The organism is Paenibacillus xylanilyticus (genome assembly GCF_009664365.1).
Classification (GTDB): Bacteria; Bacillota; Bacilli; order Paenibacillales; family Paenibacillaceae; genus Paenibacillus; species Paenibacillus xylanilyticus_A.
On sequence record NZ_CP044310.1, the window covers coordinates 4,563,827 to 4,585,387 of the forward strand.

A 21,561-nucleotide genomic window follows, 5' to 3' on the forward strand; every position below is an offset into this window, starting at 1 on the left:
ATTTCTGAAAAAAAAAGGCACCTCATCATGTACTGCTTCCACCTTGATCAGACCCGCATTTGAAACGGTTCAGGAGGATGTTCCATGATCGTTTTGAGCGAAGACCAGACAGCCGTCCGGCTCATCTAATTTTTACCGTGTTTAATCCCTTGATAGTATGATTAAATATGATAATGACAGTTTAGGAGGTGACTCTTATGTGCGGCAGATTTACCATAACGGACCCTTTAGAGGAATTAATGGACAGGTACATGGCATCCATAAGTGATGACTACGAATATCAACCCAATTATAATGCTGCACCCATGCAGTATATCCCAGCCATCATTGGAAGCAAACAAGGAAACCGTCTGGGTTCCCTCCGCTGGGGCCTCGTCCCTACGTGGGCCAAAGACGACAAGATCGGAAATAAAATGATCAACGCACGGGCAGAGACATTGGACACAAAGCCTTCATTTAAACGCCTCATCAGCTCCAGACGCTGCATTATTCCCACGAATGGCTTTTATGAGTGGAAGAAGGAAGGGACGCATAATCAGCCTCTCCGTATTCTGATGAAGGACGAACAGATCTTCTCTCTCGCTGGATTATACGACACTTGGGAAGATTCCGAAGGCAACAAATTGAGCACATGCACCATTATTACTACTGAACCAAACGAATTGATGGCAGACATACACAATCGGATGCCGGTTATTCTGCACCCACAGGATGAAGAAGAATGGCTGAACCGAAATCATAACGATGTTCCTTCCCTGCTCGCGCTTCTGAAACCGTATAAGGCTTCCGAAATGAGGGCCTATAAGGTGTCCAGAGATGTAGGGAATGTCAAAAACAATTCGGAAGCACTGTTGAAGGAAGTTGACTAGCAATAGCCACCCTTTTCTATAAGTTAATCGCCACATGAAAAACAATACTTGCAAAATAGGACAGAAAAAAACCCTTGCTGCGCAAGGGTTTTAAGAGAATGGGCCCTGAGGGACTCGAACCCCCGACCAATCGGTTATGAGCCGACCGCTCTAACCAACTGAGCTAAGGGCCCTAGACATAATGTATAACGTGCAGATGATGGCTGTGAATCATCCAAGTAAAACTAAATTGCGGGGGCAGGATTTGAACCTGCGGCCTTCGGGTTATGAGCCCGACGAGCTACCGGGCTGCTCCACCCCGCGTCAGTAAAATATTAAAACAGCGACTTAATTAATATACACTATCCCAACCTAATAAGTCAAGGGGTAATGTCAGGGAATAAAACGAACGCCATATCTTCCTCTTTTTGAACGATATACTTCCACTTCTGCTGGCTCATTATGACCGTAAATCCACCCGTCCTGCTCCATACGTTTAGCAAGACACCCTGCTTGAAATTTAGTTGCATATAGCTTGCTGAAATATACCCAGCGCATCCTTCTCTTCCTTTCCGGAGTTATGATTCATCTCTGCTGATTGTAGAATACCCCATTTCCCAAAAAAATAGCCGCCAGAGGTTAAAAACTCCAGCGACTATTTGGTCTATGCCAATATCGGAACTGCCTACTTCCTTGTTAAGGCTTAAAACGTGGCCTTGGGATCTTTCTTTAACTTCTCTAACATTTCATTCCCTTTGGCTGCCCACTCACCAAGTGCTTCTTTTGGCGTCTTCTTGTTCTCAAGCACCTGAGTGAAGTATTCCATGCCTTTCTCGCTCACTTGCCAGAGGCTCGGCATTTTTTGATACAGATTATCCAGATTGGTATTGGTAGGAGGCACAGGCTTCAACGTATAGAACGCCTGGATATTGTAATCCAAACCGTCCTTCGGTTTAATGAAGCTTTTGCGGGATACCATCTCATAGCTGCTGCGTGCCTTAATCTTAGCCCAATCTTCACTGTTCATATATTTGATCAATTCCCAGGCATCATCCGGATTTTGAGCGGAACTATTAATCGCCATCAGACTGCTGAGATAGATATTACCACCAATTTCAGGCGCTTCCGGATGTACCGGAGGGGTTACCACGTCCCAGTCCACCTTGGTGAAGCCTTCCATTTTATCTGCATTTTTGTTTGCGTCAATTAATTGGTTGATGTAACTGTAATCCCCAATAACCATAGCAGCCTTGCTGCTCAGGAACAGATCACCTTGAAGCGGGTTATAACGTCCGTTCGGATCCTGATCCTGAGGTTCGTCTCCTTTAGGGATCACTTTATCAATAGCAAGCTTGCTGATGGTACTCCATACTTTCTCCCATTGCGGCGAATCTACGGTCATTTTCTCTGCTTTGTCATCAAAGATCTTCAATTGCAGAGCGCTGTAATATTGCTGCATGGTGTAGTAAGGCGAACCACCCTGGTACGTGGAGAATGAGAACCCGAATTCGTGATCTTTTCCTTCACCTTTGGTCAGACGTGTTGCCAGGTTGAAAATATCATCCCACGTCATGTTATCTGTAGGTGGCTCTACGCCTGCTTTTTGGAACATTGCCTTGTTATAGAACAGTGCTGACGAGGAGAAGGTCGGTGTCAGCGCATAGATGCTCTGATCTCCCAGATCCTTGATGCCTTCAATAACACTTGGCACAATATCGCTGGTATCGAATTTATCCTCCTGAATCAGTGGGTCCAGCTGTTTCACCATATTCTCCTGGATGAGCGATTTAAGCGTAGCCGTGTCAGCCACAACGACATCCACAGGATTATCGCCAGTCATGATTTTCTTCATGTTTTCCAGACTATCTGGCATTTCCTGTTGTTCTTCCTGAGTTCCATAGCCATACATGCTGCCCTGATCTACTGCAGCCACCACTTCAATCGTTATATTCGGGTGTGTCAATTCAAATGCATCTGTAAACTGCTGACGGAAATAGCTGTCATCCTGGCTTCCCCACAATGTAGCCACACGCAATACACGCTGCTCTGTATCCTTGGCCTCACTAGCTGTACAGCCTGCAATCAGCGGCAATGCCAGACTGGCTGTAGCCAGCACAGCAAGCACACGTTTTCCCCAAAACCTGTTCTTCATCTCCCAATTCCCCCTCAAATTTATCTTGGCGGTGTAATCACAATACGCTCACCGTCAAATTCCAATGTTGCCCTGTTGTCAATAGCCAAGGCCTCCAAATACTCTTTGGGTACCTGAAGGCGTCCCGCCCGGTCAATGATGACAAAGGCCTCATGGATATCCGGTGCTCCCGCTTCAGATAATCCATGTTCGTCATCCAGGTTCGGATTCCGTTTCACAAACTCGGTGCTCGTCAAGCCATCACGTATTGCTACAATACGGTCCACTTTGCCGGCAAGCGTCAGATCATGGGTAACAATAACGATCGTGACGCCCAGTTCCTTGTTCATTTTGCGAAAAATGTTCATGATCGTATCACAAGTCTCGGAATCGACCGAGCCTGTTGGCTCATCAGCAAGCAGAATCTTGGGACGATTGGAGAGCGAGATGGCTATAGCCACCCGCTGCTGCTCCCCTCCGGATAATTGATGCAGCTTGTTGTGCATCCGATCCTTCAGCCCAACCCATTCCAGCAGCTGCATCGCGTATGCGCGATCACGTTTGCCGCCAAGAATCATGGGTGTTTCCACATTCTCCAGTGCCGTTAGATAAGGCAGCAGGTTACGCCCGTTATTTTGCCAGATAAAGCCTACGGTATGACGTTTGTACTCTACTAGCTGGGCGTCTGTCATTTTCAGCAAATCCCAGTCTCCAACAACCGCAGTACCAGCCGTTGGACGGTCCAGTCCTCCCAGAATGTTGAGCAATGTGGATTTACCGCTGCCGCTGTTGCCGATGATCGCCATCATTTCACCTTGATTGACAGTCAGGTTGAGACCTTGAAGGGCAACGACTTCCACATCGCTGGATTTAAAAATTTTCACGAGTCCTTCGCATTGGATCACGTTTACCTCTCCTCTCCCATTTTGACAGCCTGGTGAACCCGCAATCTGCGAATCTGCCACAGCAGCATCGTTGCTCCAACAATCAGCATGACCACAGTCACGCCGTACAGCTGCAGCATATCTTGTTGTTCAAATACAATCCGGAACGGAGGTACTTGTGCAGATACATTATCTGTCGTTTGTAAGAATGGCAGGAACAGACGACTGGATACCTGACCAATTCCGATGCCGAGCAAAATGGAAAGGCCTGCCGTGAAGACTTGTTCCAGGAGCAGCATTCCGCTCAGCTGTGCACGTGATAATCCCATGGCTCTTAATACACCGAACTGGACAACACGGCCTGACAGGTTAAAGAACCAATACAGGATGTACCCAATCAGGGATATGATGACCGAGACCAGGAAGCCCAGACTCAGAATCCCGAACACACCGCCACGCGACGGATGTTTGCCTTGGGATACCAATTCTGTACGTACATCGCGTACGGAAGATAGCTCAATGCCCTCTGCTGCAAGCTTCTCCATTAATGGAGCCACCTTGGCATCAGGTTCCATTTTCAACCAGACCTCATACGGAATCAGCGGTACCTGATCATAGATATAGTCCAGATTGGCCACGAAGAATGGCGTCTGGTCCGGATACTGTGCAGGCCAGTATGGGATAATGCCGAAAACCACGAATTCAATGGCCTGGCCCTGAACGCCAATAGAGATCAGATCTCCAGTTTTGAGCTTGAACTTGTCCGCAAATTTGGATGAGATCAACACAGCCCCTTCATACTTGCCTAACAAGTCAAGATACTTATATGGATGTGCCGGGAACAGGTCGTTACGGAACCACGCCACCTGAGCAAAATCCACATTATCAATCCCGACCAGCATACCCTGGCCGCCGGATTTACCGGATACAATGATATTCCCTTTCGTCTGCAGCACTCTCGCTGCATGTTCCACGCCGTCCAGTCTGCGGAATACTTCAAATGGAGGTTCGGAGTAAATGACTTTGGATGGTTGGGAATTCCCACCGCCTCCACCTGGAGCACCTCCACCGCCATTGCCGCCTCCGGCAGCACCACCGCCACCAGAACCTCCGCCACCGTTTCCACCGCCTTGCTGACCTCCGCCTGAACCACCGTTCTGACCGGAACCGCCAGGTTTGACCTCAGGTGTTCCTTCCCATACCGTTTGCATAATGACGTCAGAACCGTATCGGTACAACGTACGCTCAGTGGAGTTCAGATCAATGGTCCGAGCTGCAGCCGAGTTGTACACACCAAGCCCGAGTGTCAAAACAAGCAGGATCATCAACGGGTAATAAGACGATGATGACCGCGATAGCTGTGTCAGGGTCAAGTAGAGTGGAACCGGCAGGAATTTGCGCCCAATCCACTGAATAAGCTTCAGAATCCATGGGAACAACCGCAGGAAGAACAGACCCAAGGCAAAGATCGCTAGCGCAGGTACAAAGAATAGAAACGGCTGTACCTGCAGCTGATCTGTCGTCATACCCGTCTGGAACGTCAGCATCTGACGTTCATAGAACAGGTAGTATCCATATCCTGCAAGACCCAGCAGCAGGATATCGAGGAACCAACGCTGCCATATGGGAGCACGATCCGTACGTGCCTGGCGTCGCTTGGCCGAAACAATCGTCGCTCGTGCATAGGTTATTGCCGGAATAAGTGAAGCAATAATGGCTACGAGTACGGCGACAAGGCCCAGCAGGATGGCTTCTTTGGACACACCAATTGGAATCGACTTGCGATCCACGAACGACAGAAACCCACTGGCTGACCCAATGCTTTTGGCCATAAACCAGCCAAGCATTGGACCAATCACGAGCGCGATTGCCCCCAAAAAGATACCCTCCAGCAGGTATAGGGAGAAAATTTGCCGTGCTGAAGCTCCGCGACTTCGCAGTACCGCAATGTCACTTTCCTGCTTCTGCAGGGACTGTCTGGCATTCATTGCAATAAAATAAAAAACCATCGCAATCATCGGTGCTGCCAGTGTAAACAGCATTGTCTGCAGCTGCAGACTCTGACTGCGGAATTGCTTCAACAGATCACCAAAGGTGATATCCACCTTCGTATCCTTGAGCCGCTGGTACAGATCGATATCCAAACGTTCCAGCATGGATGTTAGACCCGGCAGCTGACTGGTTTGGATTTCCTTCAGATCAAACGCATAATACCAGCGCGAATTCTGAAGAGGAATTCCTTTTTCCTTCAGCAGCACATCATTGAACACGGACTCATCCACATACAGCCCATTCATCATGCCATCGAATCCCTGAACCCAATACGGACTGTTCAGATCATCTGCCTTGAAGGAACCGGTAATTTTGACACGCAATGTGATATCGAGCCCGCTGTACACGGGGTATTCCAAAATATCACCGACGTGCAGATCGTTCCGGTACATGCCTTCCTCCAGCATAACCGCTTCAACAATGTCATCCTTCACTTGATTGCCTGGCTTCACGCCGGCAGTATAATTCACCTGCGCATCCAGCCCGCTCATCGTTCCGAGCGTCATGCTCCGAACCCGGCTGGCATCCACCTTGGTGGGGTCCTCCGGATTCACCTCGGTGCTCCGAATGGATCTGGAATTCACATACGTATGAAATGGAAAACCGATATCGCGAGGCACATCCTCCCGAATATAGCGATCCACTTCTTCTAATCCGAGCGTGTCTGTCTTAACCCCGCCCGGAGCTTGATAACTCATAAGCAACGAACCTGCAGGCAGCCCCTCACTGTTATCCTGCAAGGTCTGTGCCACAACCCGCTTCAGTGCACCGTCGGCATACATCGGAATACTGACGGTGAATGCTACCGCCACAATCAGTCCGATCAATGTACTGAATGTCATCCAACGGGTGTTCCACATTTTCCGGAACAACAGTCTGAGCAATGGCAGCCCCATTAGCGGCCCACCACTTTCTGTCCAACGGTCAAACCCTTCAGAATTTCAACATCCGTGGATGTCTGCTGCCCCACTTCAACGTCCACTTCGCGCTTGCTGCCATCACTTTCAACGACCTGCACGTATGTTCTTGAACCGATGGAGCGCAGCGCCGATACAGGAATGACAATCGCATCCTCCGTGCGCTGGGTCACAATGGATACTGACAGAGGAGTTCCGCGTTCCACACCCTTGGGCATTTTCGTCAGGGAGACGATAACATACTTGTCGAGGGTTTCTTTGACTGGCGGAGTGCCACCTTCGCCTGTATCTCCACCGTTTCCACTTCCACTTCCAGCAGCCTCAGCAACAGGCATCACTTTAACTCTGCCGGATACCTTACCCGCTCCATTGATGTCGACATCCGCCTTCATGCCAGCCGAGAATTTCTCCAGATCTTCCTTGGCAAATGTAGCTGCGACAACCAGATTTGACGTATCCGCGATCGTTGCAATCGGATCATAGGCTTTGACTGCTGCACCTTTCTCCACCTGAACCGCAATAATCGTTCCTCCGAACGGAGCGGTCAGCGTCGCTTTACCTAACTGCTCCTCCAGATCAGCCAGTTCCTGGCGCAGTTCTTCAAATGCAATGGTTGCCTCTTCGAACTCCACCGGATCCATCTCATCTCGTTTACGAAGTGTTTCTTTCATTTGTACTTCCGATTTGCGAATCTGCAGCTTTTTGGCCCGAATTTCCTTTTCTACACTCTCCACGTCGAGCTCTGCGAGGAGCTGGCCTTTCTTCACTTTATCCCCCGGTTTCACGTTCAGTTCCTTGATGTGCATACCGTCCAGTGTGAAATACACCTTCTCTTCCCGCTGACTCATCATTTTACCGCTGCCGCTAACCTTTTTTTCCAACGTTTCTGTCCGGACTTCATATTCCGGCTTTTTGGAAATCGTAGGCGGCGTGATCGGTGGAAGCACTTCTTCCTCTGTTTCTGCCGGCAGCAAAGAACAGCCTGACATCGTTACAGCCATGATTGCACCAATTACAATCAGCGCTGCACGTTTCCCCCTTTTCGGAGCGGCCTCTTTACTTGATAAATCTGCCGTCCGCCATTTCATAAACATGGTCCGCAACCTCCAAAATCGTAGGATCGTGTGTAGTCATACATATGGTTACTTGTTCTACTTCAATAATATTGCGAAATACGGACATAACCTGTGCTCCCATTTTGGAATCCAGCTCAGCTGTCGGCTCATCCGCAAGCAGCAGTCTGGGTCTATGCGCAATGGCCTTGGCGATCGCCACCCGCTGCTGCTCCCCCCCGGACATCTCGAACGGCCGGTGCTTCACCCGCTTGGACAGTCCGACCAGATCAAGACAATGGCCAACCCGATCCTTCCATTCCGAGCGAGGCACATCTGCCATTCGCAATGACAGCTCAACATTTTCCCATGCCGACAGCAAGGGCATCAGTGCATAGGCCTGAAAAATAAAACCGATTTCCTTACGCCGCAGAGAGGTCCGCTTCCGGTCACCCCAATCCTGCAAAGGCTGTCCGGAAAACAGTATGTCCCCACTGGAAGGCTGATCCAGTCCGCCCAGCATATTGAGCAGTGTCGTTTTGCCCGAGCCTGATCGACCCTTCAGCATAACCAGCTGCTGCGGGTTGACTTCCATGTCGATGCCTTTGAGTACATGGATAATCCGGCTGCCCGTCTGAAAGCTGCGATGTACATTACGAACTTCCAGCACAGGTCCGTCGTACGGAGGCAGTAAGCTGGCTTTTGCCTTGGGCTGGGACTTCGCTTCAGGTTCAGCAGCGGCAACGGCTACCTCATCCTGGATTATTCCATCACCTATGGATTGCGAGTCGATGGAAGGACTATCGGGGTCACTTATGTATGCCGAGGCTTCCTGCCCGGCGGTGTTCTGCTGCTCCGTGTGCCCTTTTGCATGCTTCTCGCCTGACTGGCTTTTGGCAGATTTCATCCTGGATAATAATTTCTTCATGCCAGCAATCACGCTCATCCTTTCTTAACATCCCAATCATTTCATTAAGGGTACTAAAATTAGAAATCTATTCCATACTACACTGCATTATAAACGACCGGTCCCAACTAAAAGTTACAAGCTTTTTACAACGTAGCGGGGAAAAAGTTAATATTTTGATGAACAAACGAAAAAAGCACCCCAGAGTGTGGGATGCTTCTTGCCAAATCTATGAATTTGCCTCTATAGCGCCAATCATTACAATTTTGATACTGTTCGTAAGTCGAACAGCACAAGATGCACAGATGATATTATTTACCAAATGAAGAAGGATCTTCACGCCAGGATTTGAGCAGCTCGAAATCACTCTCCTGGATGGTTCCCTGAGCCAATGCCACGTCCATTAGGGCCGTATAGTTGGAGAGGGTTTGCAGCTGAATGCCGGCTTCTTCAAATGCTTTTACCCCTTTATCCAGCTGATAGCTGAAAATCGCCAGCACGGCGAGCGGTGTTGCCCCTGCTGCACGCACTGCTTCTGCGGCTTTGATTGAGCTGCCTCCTGTAGAAATGAGGTCCTCAATAACAACCACTTTTTGGCCTTCGGTAATAATGCCTTCAATCAGGTTTTCCTTACCATGTCCTTTCGCCTTGTCACGAATGTAGGCCATTGGCAGATTCAGCTTCTGAGCTACCCATGCTGCATGCGGAATACCTGCGGTTGCTGTACCTGCAATGACTTCTGCATCCGGGTACTGTTCACGAATAATGGCAGCGAAGGCTTCGGCAATGTCATTGCGAATCTCTGGATAGGACATCGTCAGACGGTTGTCGCAATAGATCGGGGACTTGATCCCCGAGGTCCAGGTAAAAGGCTGCTGCGGGCGCAGTGCCACGGCGTTAATCTTCAGAAGTTGGGATGCAATATGGTTAGGAATCTCGTTCAGTGCGATCATGCGTTCAACATCTCCTTCAAAATGGTTTCTGCTGCTTCTCGTGGATTGGGCGCACCTGTAATCGGTCTGCCTACAACAATGTAGTGGCTGCCTCTGGCGATGGCTTCCCCTGGCGTGAGGACACGTGTCTGGTCACCAAGACCACTGCCTGCCGGGCGAATTCCCGGAGTAACGGTGTGAAAATCGCTGCCGCATGCTGCCCGGATGGCCGGCACCTCAAGTGGAGAAGCCACAACGCCATCCAGGCCTGCTTCATGAGCCAGTCCAGCATAACGAACCACTGCCGCTTCCACACTTCCCTCAATGCCAATCTCGCTGTTCATTGTTTCCTGACTGGTGCTCGTGAGCTGGGTAACTGCGATGATTTCCGGCCTGTTCAGAGAAGAATCTGCAGCCAGCGCTGCTTCCGCTCCTTCGCGTGCAGCACGCATCATGCTTGTACCGCCTGCTGCGTGTACGTTGAACATGTCTACACCGAGGCGGGTGATACTCTCGGCACCACCGCGAACGGTATTGGGGATATCGTGCATCTTCACATCGAGGAACACCGAATACCCTTTTGCTTTCAGCTCCCGGATAAAGTCCGGACCTGCTGCGTAGAACAGCTGCATTCCTACCTTCAGATAACATGGAATGCCTTCAAGCGCCTGTACCAGTGCCTGCGCTTGTTCTGCATTAGGATAATCGAGTGCGACCATTAAACGGCCAGCCATTTCGTTGAAATCAGGGTGATTCATCCAATCCGCTCCTTCCACATGCTTGTTTTTCCGTTTTTTGCCCGATATAAAGGACATCCCGTCAGCCCAAGGGCTGACTGATGTCCTTCATTAGAGATTACTTATTCAACAAAAGCCGGCATGGCTTCGGAGGAGAAATTGATCGTTTCCAGCATTCTCAGCAGGGCACGAATCGTATCCAGTGAAGTCATACATACAATGCCGTTCTCTACCGCTTCACGACGAATCCGGAAACCGTCACGCTGCGGTGTTTTACCTTTGGTCAGTGTGTTGAACACGAAGTTCGCTTCCCCGCTGCGAATCATATCGAGGATGTTCGGCGAACCTTCGCTCAGTTTTTTCACCGTCGTTACCGGAATGTTTGCCGCCTCAAGTGCAGCTGCCGTACCTCCGGTAGCCATGATTTTGTAACCGAGTCGGTAGAATCCTTCAAGCAATGGTACCGCTTCTTCTTTGTCTTTGTCGGCAACCGTAACCACGATTGCTCCGGTAGCCGGAATTTTCATGCCTGCTCCGATGAGACCTTTGAACAATGCTTTGGCGTAATTCGGGTCACGTCCCATAACTTCGCCTGTCGATTTCATCTCTGGTCCAAGGGTCGGCTCTACACGGCGCAGCTTCGCGAAGGAGAATACCGGTACTTTAACCGAAACATGATCCGTCTCAGGCCACAAACCGTCCACATACCCCAGGTCTTTCAGCTTCACACCCAAGATTGCCTGTGTTGCCAGGTTTGCCATTGGAATGTTCGTTACTTTGCTCAGGAAAGGTACTGTACGGGATGAACGCGGGTTCACCTCGATGACATACACTTGGCCATCATGGATAACGAACTGGATGTTGACGAGACCAACTGTTTTGAGTTCTTTTGCAATTTTGATTGTGATCTCGACGATTTTTTCTTTCAAATCCTGGGACAGGTGCTGTGGCGGATATACCGCGATAGAGTCACCGGAGTGCACCCCTGCACGTTCGATATGTTCCATGATACCTGGAACCAGTACCGTTTCACCATCACAGATGGCGTCTACCTCAACCTCTTTACCCAGCATGTAACGGTCGATCAGTACCGGATGCTCCGGATTGATTTTAACCGCCTGTTCCATATATGTCAGCAATTCCGCATCGGAGTATACAATCTCCATGGCACGACCACCGAGTACATAGGAAGGACGAACCAGCACAGGGTAACCCAGGCTTTGTGCCGTCTCTACCGCATCATCTACGGATGTAACTGTTTTACCTTTCGGCTGTGCAATTTCCAAACGGGACAGAAGGCGTTCGAATTTCTTGCGATCCTCTGCCTCATCAATGCTCTCCAGATCCGTTCCGAGTATCGTTACACCTGCATTACGCAGTGGTGCTGCCAAGTTGATGGCTGTTTGACCACCGAACTGTACGATAACCCCTACCGGCTGTTCCTGCTCAATTACGTTCATGACATCCTCGAAGAACAGTGGCTCGAAGTACAGACGATCGGATGTATTGAAGTCTGTGGATACTGTTTCAGGGTTATTGTTGATAATAACCGCTTCGTAGCCAGCCTTTTGCAAAGCCCATACTGCGTGTACTGTGGAGTAGTCGAACTCAATCCCTTGACCGATCCGGATTGGACCCGAACCCAGCACTACGACTTTTTTCTTGTCCGAAGGGATAACTTCATTCTCCGTTTCGTACGTCGAGTAGTAGTATGGTGTTGTTGCTTCAAACTCTGCTGCACATGTATCAACCATTTTGTAAACCGGGCGAAGGTTCTCCTCGTCACGACGCGCTCTAACCTCTGCTTCCGTTGTCAGTGTGCTTCCAGGTTGACCTTGAGCACGCAGTTCAGCAATTGCACGGTCCGTGAATCCAAGACGCTTCGCTTGATACAGCGTTTCGGAAGACAGCTCGGATTCCTCGCGGATACGATCTTCGAAGCCGACCAGACCTTCAATTTTGTCCAGGAACCACCAGTCAATTTTCGTCAGATCCTGCAGTTGTTGCAATGTATAACCTCTGCGGAATGCTTCAGCCACCAGGAACATGCGCTCATCATCGGCTTTGACCAGACGTTCGTTAAGTGTAGCTTCGTCCAGTGTTTCTGCATCTTTCAAGTACAGACGGTGCACACCGATCTCGAGTGAGCGAACTGCCTTGTGAATCGACTCTTCAAAGGTACGGCCGATAGCCATAACCTCGCCTGTTGCTTTCATTTGTGTACCCAGCTTGCGGTTCGCGGAAGTGAACTTGTCGAACGGCCAGCGAGGGATTTTGCTCACGATATAATCCAGTGTTGGCTCAAAGCAAGCATAGGTTTGGCCTGTTACCGGGTTGACAATCTCATCAAGCGTATAACCCATGGCGATTTTGGCAGCCATTTTTGCAATCGGATAGCCAGTTGCTTTGGAAGCCAGCGCCGAGGAGCGGCTTACCCGCGGATTCACTTCGATAACATAGTACTGGAAGCTGTGCGGATCCAGGGCGAACTGTACGTTACATCCACCTTCAATGTTAAGGGCGCGAATGATTTTCAGGGATGCTGAACGCAGCATCTGATATTCACGGTCAGACAGCGTCTGGCTTGGGGCCACAACGATACTGTCACCTGTGTGAACGCCGACCGGATCGAAGTTTTCCATGTTGCAGACTACGATACAGTTATCGTTCTTGTCACGCATAACTTCATACTCGACTTCTTTCATGCCTGCAATACTCTTCTCGACCAGACATTGCCCAATTGGGCTGTAGCGAAGTCCTGCTGCGACGGTCTCACGAAGCTCTTCTTCATTCGCACAGATCCCGCCGCCTGTTCCGCCAAGCGTATAAGCTGGACGTACGATAATCGGATAACCAATCTCTCCTGCAAACTCAAGGGATTCTTCAAGTGTCGTTACGATAACACTTTCTGGTACAGGCTGTTCCAATTCACGCATCAGATCACGGAACAGGTCACGATCTTCCGCTTTCTCGATGGATGTCAGCTGTGTTCCGAGCAATTTCACATTTTCACGTTCCAGGACACCGGCACGAGCCAGTTCCACCGCCATGTTCAAACCGGTTTGACCGCCAAGCGTAGGCAGCAATCCGTCTGGGCGTTCCTGACGAATGATCTGAGTGACGAAATCAAGTGTAATCGGCTCGATGTAGACTTTGTCCGCCATGTTGGTATCGGTCATGATGGTTGCCGGGTTGCTGTTAATGAGTACAACTTCCACGCCTTCTTCTTTCAGTGCCTGGCAAGCCTGTGTACCGGCATAGTCGAACTCGGCCGCTTGACCGATGACGATTGGACCGGAACCAATCACCAGGATTTTTTTGAGGTCTTTGTTAATCGGCATGTTATTGTGCTCCTTTCACTGCGGCTGCCAATACGGCTTGACGCGGCTTTTGCGGGTTAGTGATTTTGTGCTCACGAATCATTTCGATGAAACGGTCGAACAGATAGCTGTTATCATAAGGACCTGGCGCTGCTTCCGGGTGGTATTGTACCGAAAACGCTGGGAATGTTTTATGTTTCAGACCTTCAATGGTCTTGTCATTATTATTGATGTGTGTAACTTCCAATTCAGTGTTTTTCACTGACTCTTCGTTAACCGTGTAACCGTGATTCTGGGATGTGATGAAGCAGCGTCCGCTCTCCAGTTCTTTGACTGGGTGATTACCACCGCGGTGTCCGAACTTAAGCTTCTCTGTATCCGCGCCCGCTGCCAGTGCAAAGAGTTGATGACCGAGGCAAATACCGAAGATCGGATACTCGCCAAGCAGTTCACTGATCATTTTAACGGCATGCGGTACATCTTTTGGATCCCCAGGACCGTTGGACAGCTGAATTCCGTCCGGGTTAAGACGGCGAATCTCTTCGGCAGTTACATCATGCGGCACGACAACAACGTCACAGTTGCGCTTGCTCAGTTCACGCAGAATTCCTGTTTTTGCACCGTAGTCTACAAGAACGATACGCTCAGCCGTTCCCGGGCTGTTGTACACATGCTGCGTAGACGTCAGAGGTACCTGGTTGCGCAGCTCGGCGATGCTTGTGTCTCCCATCATCTCCAGCAGCTCTTCCACAGGCTTCGATCCTGTTGTGAGAATTCCCTTCATTGTGCCGTGATGACGAATCCGGCGAGTCAACATGCGTGTATCAATTTCGCTGATGCCAACGATGCCGTACTCTTTCAGCAGATCATCCAGGCTGTATTCAGCGCGCCAGTTGCTCGGTACAGTCTCATGACGGCGAACTACGAAACCATGTACGAATGGACGGATGGACTCGAAGTCGTCACGTGTAATGCCGTAGTTACCGATCAGCGGATACGTCATGGTTACGATTTGACCGCAATAAGAAGGATCCGAAAGCACCTCTTGATAGCCTGTAATTCCCGTATTAAAAACGACCTCACCTGTTGTTTCACCTTCAGCACCGAACGCTTTCCCGGTGAACAGTGTGCCGTCTTCCAACAATAATCTTGCCTGTGCCTGCATCCCATTTCACTCCTCTGTGTTTATCAACGTTGAATGCATTTCGTTGAACGTGGGGTGCACGTCACGGTAGCGGTGACTTCGTGGACAGAAAGCCCTTCGATCGCTGTTATCCCCAGATTACTCTTTATCCATTTTTTAAATGGATGTAATCCGGGGATAAAGGCGAACGCTTCGCTTCTTCGGGTCTTTTCTGTCCACTGCGTGTGCTACTTTGGCTCCCAAGTTCAAAAGCATGACATTCAATGTTGCTTGTTTCGTATGTTTACACTTTCGGCATAAGCAGCCTCAAGTTCGTTGTAAGATTTGTTAAAATAAAGAGTTAATCATTCATCTGTTTACTGATTTACTGTTGTACCGTGTTATCCCATACGCTCTTGCCATCCACCCACGTCTGTACCGGCCAGCCTTTCAGCTTCCAGCCTGTAAACGGTGTGTTTCTTCCTTTGGTAGCAAACGTCGCAGGGTCAACTGCCTGTTCCTGATTCAAATCAATCATGGTCAAGTCTGCAGGTGCTCCCTCTTCCATCCTGCCTGTATCCAGTCGGAATACCCGTGCCGGATCGGATGTCATGCGTTTAACCAGGAAGTCCAGGCTCCAAATTCCTGTTTCTACAAACTTGGTGTACAGCAGCGGGAAAGCTGTTTCGAATCCAACGATTCCGAATGGTGCCAGTTCCATGCCTTTGGCTTTCTCCTCTTCACTATGCGGCGCATGATCCGTTACGATCATATCCAGCGTTCCGTCCTGCAAGCCTTCAATGCAAGCCTGCACATCACGCGGTGAGCGAAGTGGCGGGTTCATTTTCCAGTTGGCATCCATGCCCGGGATGTCCTCGTCGGACAGAACCAGATGATGCGGACACACCTCAGCCGTAACCTTGATGCCGATCGATTTGGCCAGACGAATCAGGCGAACGGATTGTTCCGTACTTACGTGGCAGACATGGTAGTGCACCCCTGTTGCTTCCGCAAGAAGGATATCACGGCCAACGTGAATCGCTTCGGATTCATTCGGAATGCCTTTGATACCATGGCGCTTGGAGAATTCTCCTTCAGTCACGTATCCACCTACAACCAGAGAGTCGTCTTCGCAGTGAGCGATGACTGGCATATCCATGCTTGCCGCGAGGCTCATGGCGTCTTTCATCATCTGCGCATTCTGCACGCCTACGCCGTCATCCGTGAATCCGATGGCGCCTGCTTCTTTCAAAGCCGCAAAATCAGTCAGTTCGCGACCAAGCTCGTTTTTGGTAATGGCCGCATACGGCAGAACTTTTACCAAATCAGCTTCCTTGGCTTTATTCAGAACCAACTTTACTACATCCGGACTATCGGTTACGGGTCTTGTGTTTGGCATGCAGGCGATTGTTGTAAAACCACCTTGGGCCGCTGACTTGGCACCTGTCTCGATGGTCTCTTTGTGTTCGAAACCAGGTTCACGTAAATGCACGTGCATATCGATCAAGCCCGGAATTACCAATTTGCCTGAAGCATCCGTAACGCTGTGCGCAGATTGTTCTGCTTGCAGGACCGCTTCGTCTTCCACACCGACGATCTTTTGGATCTTGCCTTCATTTATAATGATCGTTTTCCGTTCGAGTTCCCCTTGAGCATTCAAAACATTCGCATTTTTAATAATCTGTAGCATAATTGCCCTCCGCTTCGGTTCTCACCCGGATTCCCTGAGGATCCGAATGATTTGGATTAATCGTTTACTTTACCGTTCTATAGAAGATCCGCCCTGTCAGCCTATGACCCATAGCCAGACCCTGTTACAGCTTTAATGCGCGTTCCATGACCGCCATGCGAATCGGAACTCCGTTCGCCATCTGCGGGAAAATCCGCGATGCTGTACTCTCTACAACCGCGTCGTCAATTTCAACGTTCCGGTTAACAGGAGCAGGGTGCATGATAATGGTGTTTGGATTCAGGCGTGCCGCCCGTTCTTCCGTCAATCCGTAGTGTTCGCGATAATCCTCTGCCGAGGTAATGAGACCATGCTTGTGGCGTTCCAGTTGAACCCGCAGCATCATGACTACATCCGCATTCAGTGCTTCATCCAGACCTACATAAGGAGCGTGCTCTGCCAGTTCCGGTGCTTGCATCGTTTGCGGAGCACAGAAGCGTACATCTGCTCCGAACTTTTGCAGCGCCCACAGGTTCGAGCGTGCAACCCGGCTGTGCATGATGTCACCAATGATCGATACACGCAAGCCTTTCAGCTCACCGAAGGCTTTTCGCATGGTGTACAGGTCCAGCAATGCCTGGGTAGGATGTTCGTTATTTCCATCTCCCGCATTGACCAGTGGAACATTCACCTTCTGTGCCAGCTGCTGCAGAACACCTGCTGGTTTCAGCCGAATGACTCCTGCATCAATGCCCATGGATTCAAGTGTTCGTACTGTATCATAGATGGACTCGCCCTTCTCTACACTTGAAGCTGCTGCGGTGAAGTTCAGTACTTGTGCACCCAGTCGTTTCTCAGCCATCTCGAATGAGAAGCGAGTACGCGTACTGTTCTCGAAGAACATGTTGGCTACAAAGCGTGATTCAAGTACAGGTACCAATTTATCCTTCTGAGCTTCCCAGTGGGCTGCTCTGTTCAGAATCGATTCAATCTCACTGCGACTAAGTTCTTTCAGTCCAAGCAAGCTCCGGTCCTTCAATGCTGTCTGTGTAATCATCATGCTTGCTCCCCCCGGTTCTGAATGATTTTGACTTCGTCCTGTCCGTCCGTTTCCATCAGTGCCACTTCAATCTCCTCTGATTTGGAAGTCGGCACGTTTTTGCCGATAAAATCAGGTCGGATCGGAAGTTCCCGGTGTCCGCGATCCGCGAGTACGGCCAGCTGAATGTTCTGCGGTCTTCCACAGTCCATCAGGGCATCCATCGCTGCACGAATGGTACGACCGGTATAAAGCACATCATCGAACAAAATCACTTTCTTGTCATGAATCGAAAGTGATTCAGGTGTCATCGTCAACAGTTCCTTGCGATTCGCTTTGTTCTCGTCCAAGCGGTCATCGCGATAAGGAGTTACATCCAGTTCTCCCCAGGGGACTTTGGCGCCTTCGATTTCTTCAATCTTCGCGGCGATCCGTTCTGCGAGATAAACGCCCCGCGTACGGATACCGACCAGCACACAACCGTCGATCCCTTTGTTTTTTTCCAAAATCTCATGGGCAATCCGTGTTAATGCGCGGCGGATCGCCGTTTCATCCATAATGACATGTGTTTCTGTGCTCATGCGTTCAGCCTCCTCAGGATTTCCCTCCAGATCATGGCCCCGTGACAGGAGAACAAAAAAGACTCCTTGCCGTGTTTATTGGCAAGGAGTCTCCGAACTTCAGACCGCTCTGAAGAAAGTTTACTCTCGGGATGCACCGTTATATTGCCGCAGCAAAAAACGATGTATCGTTCACGTTACCTTGCCAGTCTCACGGGACTGATTTAAAGGTGCTATTCATGTCGAACATACTGAAGTGCCTCACAGGGCGCTATTGATCAATATGCTCGTTTATCTTCATGAATTATGACAGAAAGACAACCCCCTGTCAACACCTCACCTTAGCAGGCGAACTCCCCTGCTGTATTCCCTTTAGAATCAACAGGTCGGCTGAAAAACATCCATGCACATCACATTTCATTCATTACTCATAATTATACAATATTTCTGTATATTTATCCATAAGTATTTGCAAACTTGAATCGATCCAATATAACCCTTCTGTTTTATAGCTGCTTATATTACAGGAAATATCGATTATTTACGCAAGAACGGGGTAAACAACTTTAATGCAAGCCCGTTCACATTCCGTACATAGGAACCGATATACATAAAGATTTGTATCTTCCTGAGATGGGAATGATATAAAACCTGGAATTCGATTTGAATTAGGAGGACATCATGCGTAACATATGGCAAATTTACAAAACGGACTGGCTTCACATTTTAAAAGTACCCACCGGCATATTCTTAATTGTAGCCATTATTTTACTGCCCGGGGTGTATGACTGGGTCAACGTTAAATCGGTGTGGGACCCGTACAGTAACACTCAAGGAATCAAAATCGCGGTGACCACGGAGGATCAGGGAGCAACCGTCGCTGGAACGACGGTTAATATAGGAGACGAATTAGTGACCAGCCTGAAGCAGAATCATAAGCTGGGTTGGACATTTGTGGATCAGACGAAGGCCAGCCGTGGTGTGCAGACGGGTGAGTATTATGCAAGTCTGCTTATCCCAAGTGACTTTTCATCCAAAATCACCGGTATTGTCGATGGGAAACTGGAACGTCCTGAAGTCGTCTATACCGTGAATGAGAAAGTCAATGCCATCGCTCCCAAAATCACGGGATCAGGCGTCTCTTCTATTACAACGCAAATTAATGAAAGTTTTACCGAAGCGGTCAGCGAGGCCGTATTAACCAAATTAAAAGAAGCTGGTGTGGAGATCGATGCACAGCTACCTACCCTGCGCAAGATGGAAAATGGAATCTTTACCTTGGAAAAGAATCTGCCTGCCATACAGTCTGCGGGACAAAAAGTGCTGGAAGTCGAAAAGGCAATGCCGGAAATCGTCAAAGAAGCCCAAAAGATTGTTGAAGTCGAGAAACGATTGCCTGAAATTAATGAAGCGGCACAGTATATCCTTAAGGTTCAACAATACTGGCCACAGATTATGAATGCTTCTGCTGAGGTGCTAGCCATACAGGAGCGAATTCCGGATATTCGAAAAGCAGTCGAACGTATCCAAGAAGTGGACGAACATTTTGGTGAAGTATCCGGTGTCATTGATACAGCTTTAACCAAAACGGATAAGGCTCTTACTATCGTAACCGCTGCTCAAGATAAACTCGTCACTGTCTCAGGCATCACCGAAAAAGGAGTAGAACTCACTGAAGGCATGAATCGTTTCGTGGATGCCAGTGAAGAAGCATTTCAGACCATCGGACCCGTGATCCGGCAAAATCTATTGCTGGTGCAGCAGATTGCAAGTGCTGGCGGAGATTTGTTTGATCGACTTCAAGGTACGGACCTTAGCGCACTCCCTACAGCAGACGAACTGGACCGCATAGCTGTTCGGCTTGCCGTTGCCGTAAAATTGGTTGACGGTATGGCCGACCTATTGGGCAAGATGGACAATCTTCTTCCAAACCATCCGTTAGCCGATAAAATCACCAGATTGAATACCCTATCGGACAAATTACAGCTGCAAATGAAGCTTGCCGGTATCATCAGCGATGCATTACGTCGCAATACCACTCCACCAGCTGATATTGTTGCTCAGCTGAGCACGTTATCAGAGGAGATCAACAGCGGTGTGAACCAAATCCTTGGAGCGTATGATGCTGAAATTGAGCCTGCTCTTACTACCGGAGCAGATAAACTAAGATCTATTCTCTCGGCATCAGCAGATACATTACAAGGTGCCCAAGACAAATTACCGGATGTAGCGGACATCCTGTCAGCTACCAAGGAAGGAATTACTTTTGGACAGACGGAATTAAGAAAAATCCAAAGCGATCTGCCCCAAATACAGAACAAGATTCATGAAATCGCCCAGACATTGCAAAGTAAAAGTGAAGCTTTCATTCAGGCACTGAACACCGTAGCGCCTTTCATTCAGAATGACCTGCCCAAAGTCGGGTCAAAGCTGAACGAAGCAGCCGATTTTGTCCGCAACGATCTGCCTCAGGCGGAAAAGCAGATTGGCAGAGCATCCGACTTTGTACAACATCAATTGCCAGAGGTTGAAAAAGGCGTGCACCGCGTTGCCACACTTGTGCGAGAGGACCTGCCGGACCTGGAAAGTGCCATCAGCAAGGCGGCAGATAAACTCAGAGAGGTCGAAGGCAATAATCAATTTGCCGAACTTGCCAAACTGCTACGCGGGGATATTGAGGAAGAGAGTGCCTTTCTTGCGAGTCCCGTTCAGATCAAGGAAAATCAATTGTACCCGATTCCTAACTACGGATCGGCCATGTCGCCATTCTACGGCGTACTGTCCCTGTGGGTCGGCTCCACGCTCCTGATTTCCCTGCTTCGGGCTGAGGCAGAAAATCCGGAAGGCAAGTTCCGAGGGTACCAATTGTACCTTGGACGTTTGGGTACGTTCCTGACTATAGGGTTGCTTCAGGCGGTGTGCGTAACGGTGGGAGATATGCTGATTCTCGGAACATATGTGGCAGATAAAATATGGTTTGTCCTGTTTGCCATGTTGGTAAGCGCCGTGTTTGTCACCATTACTTACACCCTGTTGTCCGTCTTCGGAAACATTGGAAAAGGAATTGCGATTATATTCATGGTGTTTCAGTTCTCAAGCTCGGGAGGAACCTTCCCAATCAGCATGACGTCTCCCTTCTTCCAGGCATTGAACCCGTTTATGCCCTTCACGTATGCGATCAGCCTACTTCGTGAATCCGTGGGTGGCATTTTGTGGCAGACTGCTCTAATGGATATTCTATGGCTGTGTATATTTATAGCACTTAGTCTTATTCTGGCACTGGTGCTGAAACGTCCGCTTAGCAGTCTCACCAAGCGTTCAGCCGAGAATGCAAAGAAGACCAAAATCATCGCCTGATTCAACTGAAAGAACCCTCTGCATCGTGCTGCA

14 protein-coding genes and 2 tRNA genes are annotated in these 21,561 nt (G+C 49.3%); 2 read left to right on the forward strand and 14 right to left on the reverse strand.

All coding sequences use genetic code 11. The annotated features are described in order from the left end of the window. Positions 1-197 precede the first annotated feature (197 nt). Positions 198-869, forward strand: a complete 672-nt coding sequence (locus F4V51_RS20315) for an SOS response-associated peptidase (RefSeq protein WP_153979401.1) — start codon at positions 198-200, stop codon at positions 867-869. Positions 870-968: 99 nt separating this feature from the next. Here the strand turns inward: F4V51_RS20315 and F4V51_RS20320 are convergent. The 14 genes from F4V51_RS20320 to pyrR all read right to left on the reverse strand — a co-directional run bounded on the left by F4V51_RS20320 (position 969) and on the right by pyrR (position 18,192). Continuing rightward, positions 969-1,042: transfer RNA gene (locus F4V51_RS20320), tRNA-Ile, on the reverse strand. Positions 1,043-1,098: 56 nt separating this feature from the next. Further along, a tRNA-Met gene (locus F4V51_RS20325) sits at positions 1,099-1,172 on the reverse strand. A 379-nt stretch (positions 1,173-1,551) separates the two neighbouring features. After that, positions 1,552-3,000 (reverse strand): ABC transporter substrate-binding protein, encoded by a 1,449-nt coding sequence (locus F4V51_RS20330; RefSeq protein ID WP_153979402.1) that lies wholly within the window; start codon positions 2,998-3,000, stop codon positions 1,552-1,554. 20 nt (positions 3,001-3,020) lie between these two features. Next, positions 3,021-3,884, reverse strand: a complete 864-nt coding sequence (locus F4V51_RS20335; RefSeq protein ID WP_127537808.1) for an ABC transporter ATP-binding protein — start codon at positions 3,882-3,884, stop codon at positions 3,021-3,023. 2 nt (positions 3,885-3,886) lie between these two features. Next, on the reverse strand, positions 3,887-6,811 hold the full coding sequence (locus tag F4V51_RS20340; RefSeq protein WP_153979403.1) for an ABC transporter permease: 2,925 nt from the start codon (positions 6,809-6,811) through the stop codon (positions 3,887-3,889). Beyond that, on the reverse strand, positions 6,811-7,926 hold the full coding sequence (locus F4V51_RS20345) for an efflux RND transporter periplasmic adaptor subunit (protein ID WP_153979404.1): 1,116 nt from the start codon (positions 7,924-7,926) through the stop codon (positions 6,811-6,813). Before F4V51_RS20345 ends, F4V51_RS20340 begins: the two co-directional genes overlap by 1 nt. Beyond that, positions 7,889-8,830 carry an ABC transporter ATP-binding protein gene (locus F4V51_RS20350; RefSeq protein ID WP_236146606.1) on the reverse strand — a complete coding sequence of 314 codons (942 nt, stop codon included), beginning with the start codon at positions 8,828-8,830 and terminating at the stop codon, positions 7,889-7,891. Before F4V51_RS20350 ends, F4V51_RS20345 begins: the two co-directional genes overlap by 38 nt. A 272-nt stretch (positions 8,831-9,102) precedes the next feature. Further along, positions 9,103-9,744, reverse strand: a complete 642-nt coding sequence (pyrE, locus tag F4V51_RS20355) for an orotate phosphoribosyltransferase (RefSeq protein ID WP_110821230.1) — start codon at positions 9,742-9,744, stop codon at positions 9,103-9,105. After that, a complete protein-coding gene (gene pyrF / locus F4V51_RS20360) occupies positions 9,741-10,481 on the reverse strand; it encodes an orotidine-5'-phosphate decarboxylase (RefSeq protein WP_153979405.1) in 741 nt (246 codons plus the stop codon). The genes pyrE and pyrF overlap by 4 nt, the downstream gene beginning before the upstream one ends. 101 nt (positions 10,482-10,582) lie before the next feature. Beyond that, positions 10,583-13,801: a carbamoyl-phosphate synthase large subunit gene (gene carB / locus F4V51_RS20365; RefSeq protein ID WP_153979406.1), complete on the reverse strand. Its 3,219-nt coding sequence runs from the start codon at positions 13,799-13,801 to the stop codon at positions 10,583-10,585. Between the two features lies 1 nt (position 13,802). Continuing rightward, positions 13,803-14,945, reverse strand: a complete 1,143-nt coding sequence (carA, locus tag F4V51_RS20370; protein ID WP_095359436.1) for a glutamine-hydrolyzing carbamoyl-phosphate synthase small subunit — start codon at positions 14,943-14,945, stop codon at positions 13,803-13,805. Between the two features lie 343 nt (positions 14,946-15,288). Then, the gene (locus F4V51_RS20375; protein ID WP_153979407.1) at positions 15,289-16,593 is read right to left on the reverse strand and encodes a dihydroorotase; all 1,305 of its coding nucleotides are present in this window, start codon (positions 16,591-16,593) and stop codon (positions 15,289-15,291) included. 124 nt (positions 16,594-16,717) lie between these two features. After that, a complete protein-coding gene (locus F4V51_RS20380; protein ID WP_416226542.1) occupies positions 16,718-17,629 on the reverse strand; it encodes an aspartate carbamoyltransferase catalytic subunit in 912 nt (303 codons plus the stop codon). Beyond that, positions 17,629-18,192, reverse strand: coding sequence for a bifunctional pyr operon transcriptional regulator/uracil phosphoribosyltransferase PyrR (gene pyrR / locus F4V51_RS20385; protein ID WP_095290017.1), 564 nt, complete (start codon positions 18,190-18,192; stop codon positions 17,629-17,631). Before pyrR ends, F4V51_RS20380 begins: the two co-directional genes overlap by 1 nt. Before the next feature lie 660 nt (positions 18,193-18,852). Between pyrR and F4V51_RS20390 the strand changes: the two genes are divergently transcribed. Beyond that, complete coding sequence (locus F4V51_RS20390; protein ID WP_153979409.1) at positions 18,853-21,528, forward strand: YhgE/Pip domain-containing protein; 2,676 nt, start codon at positions 18,853-18,855, stop codon at positions 21,526-21,528. Positions 21,529-21,561 lie beyond the last annotated feature (33 nt).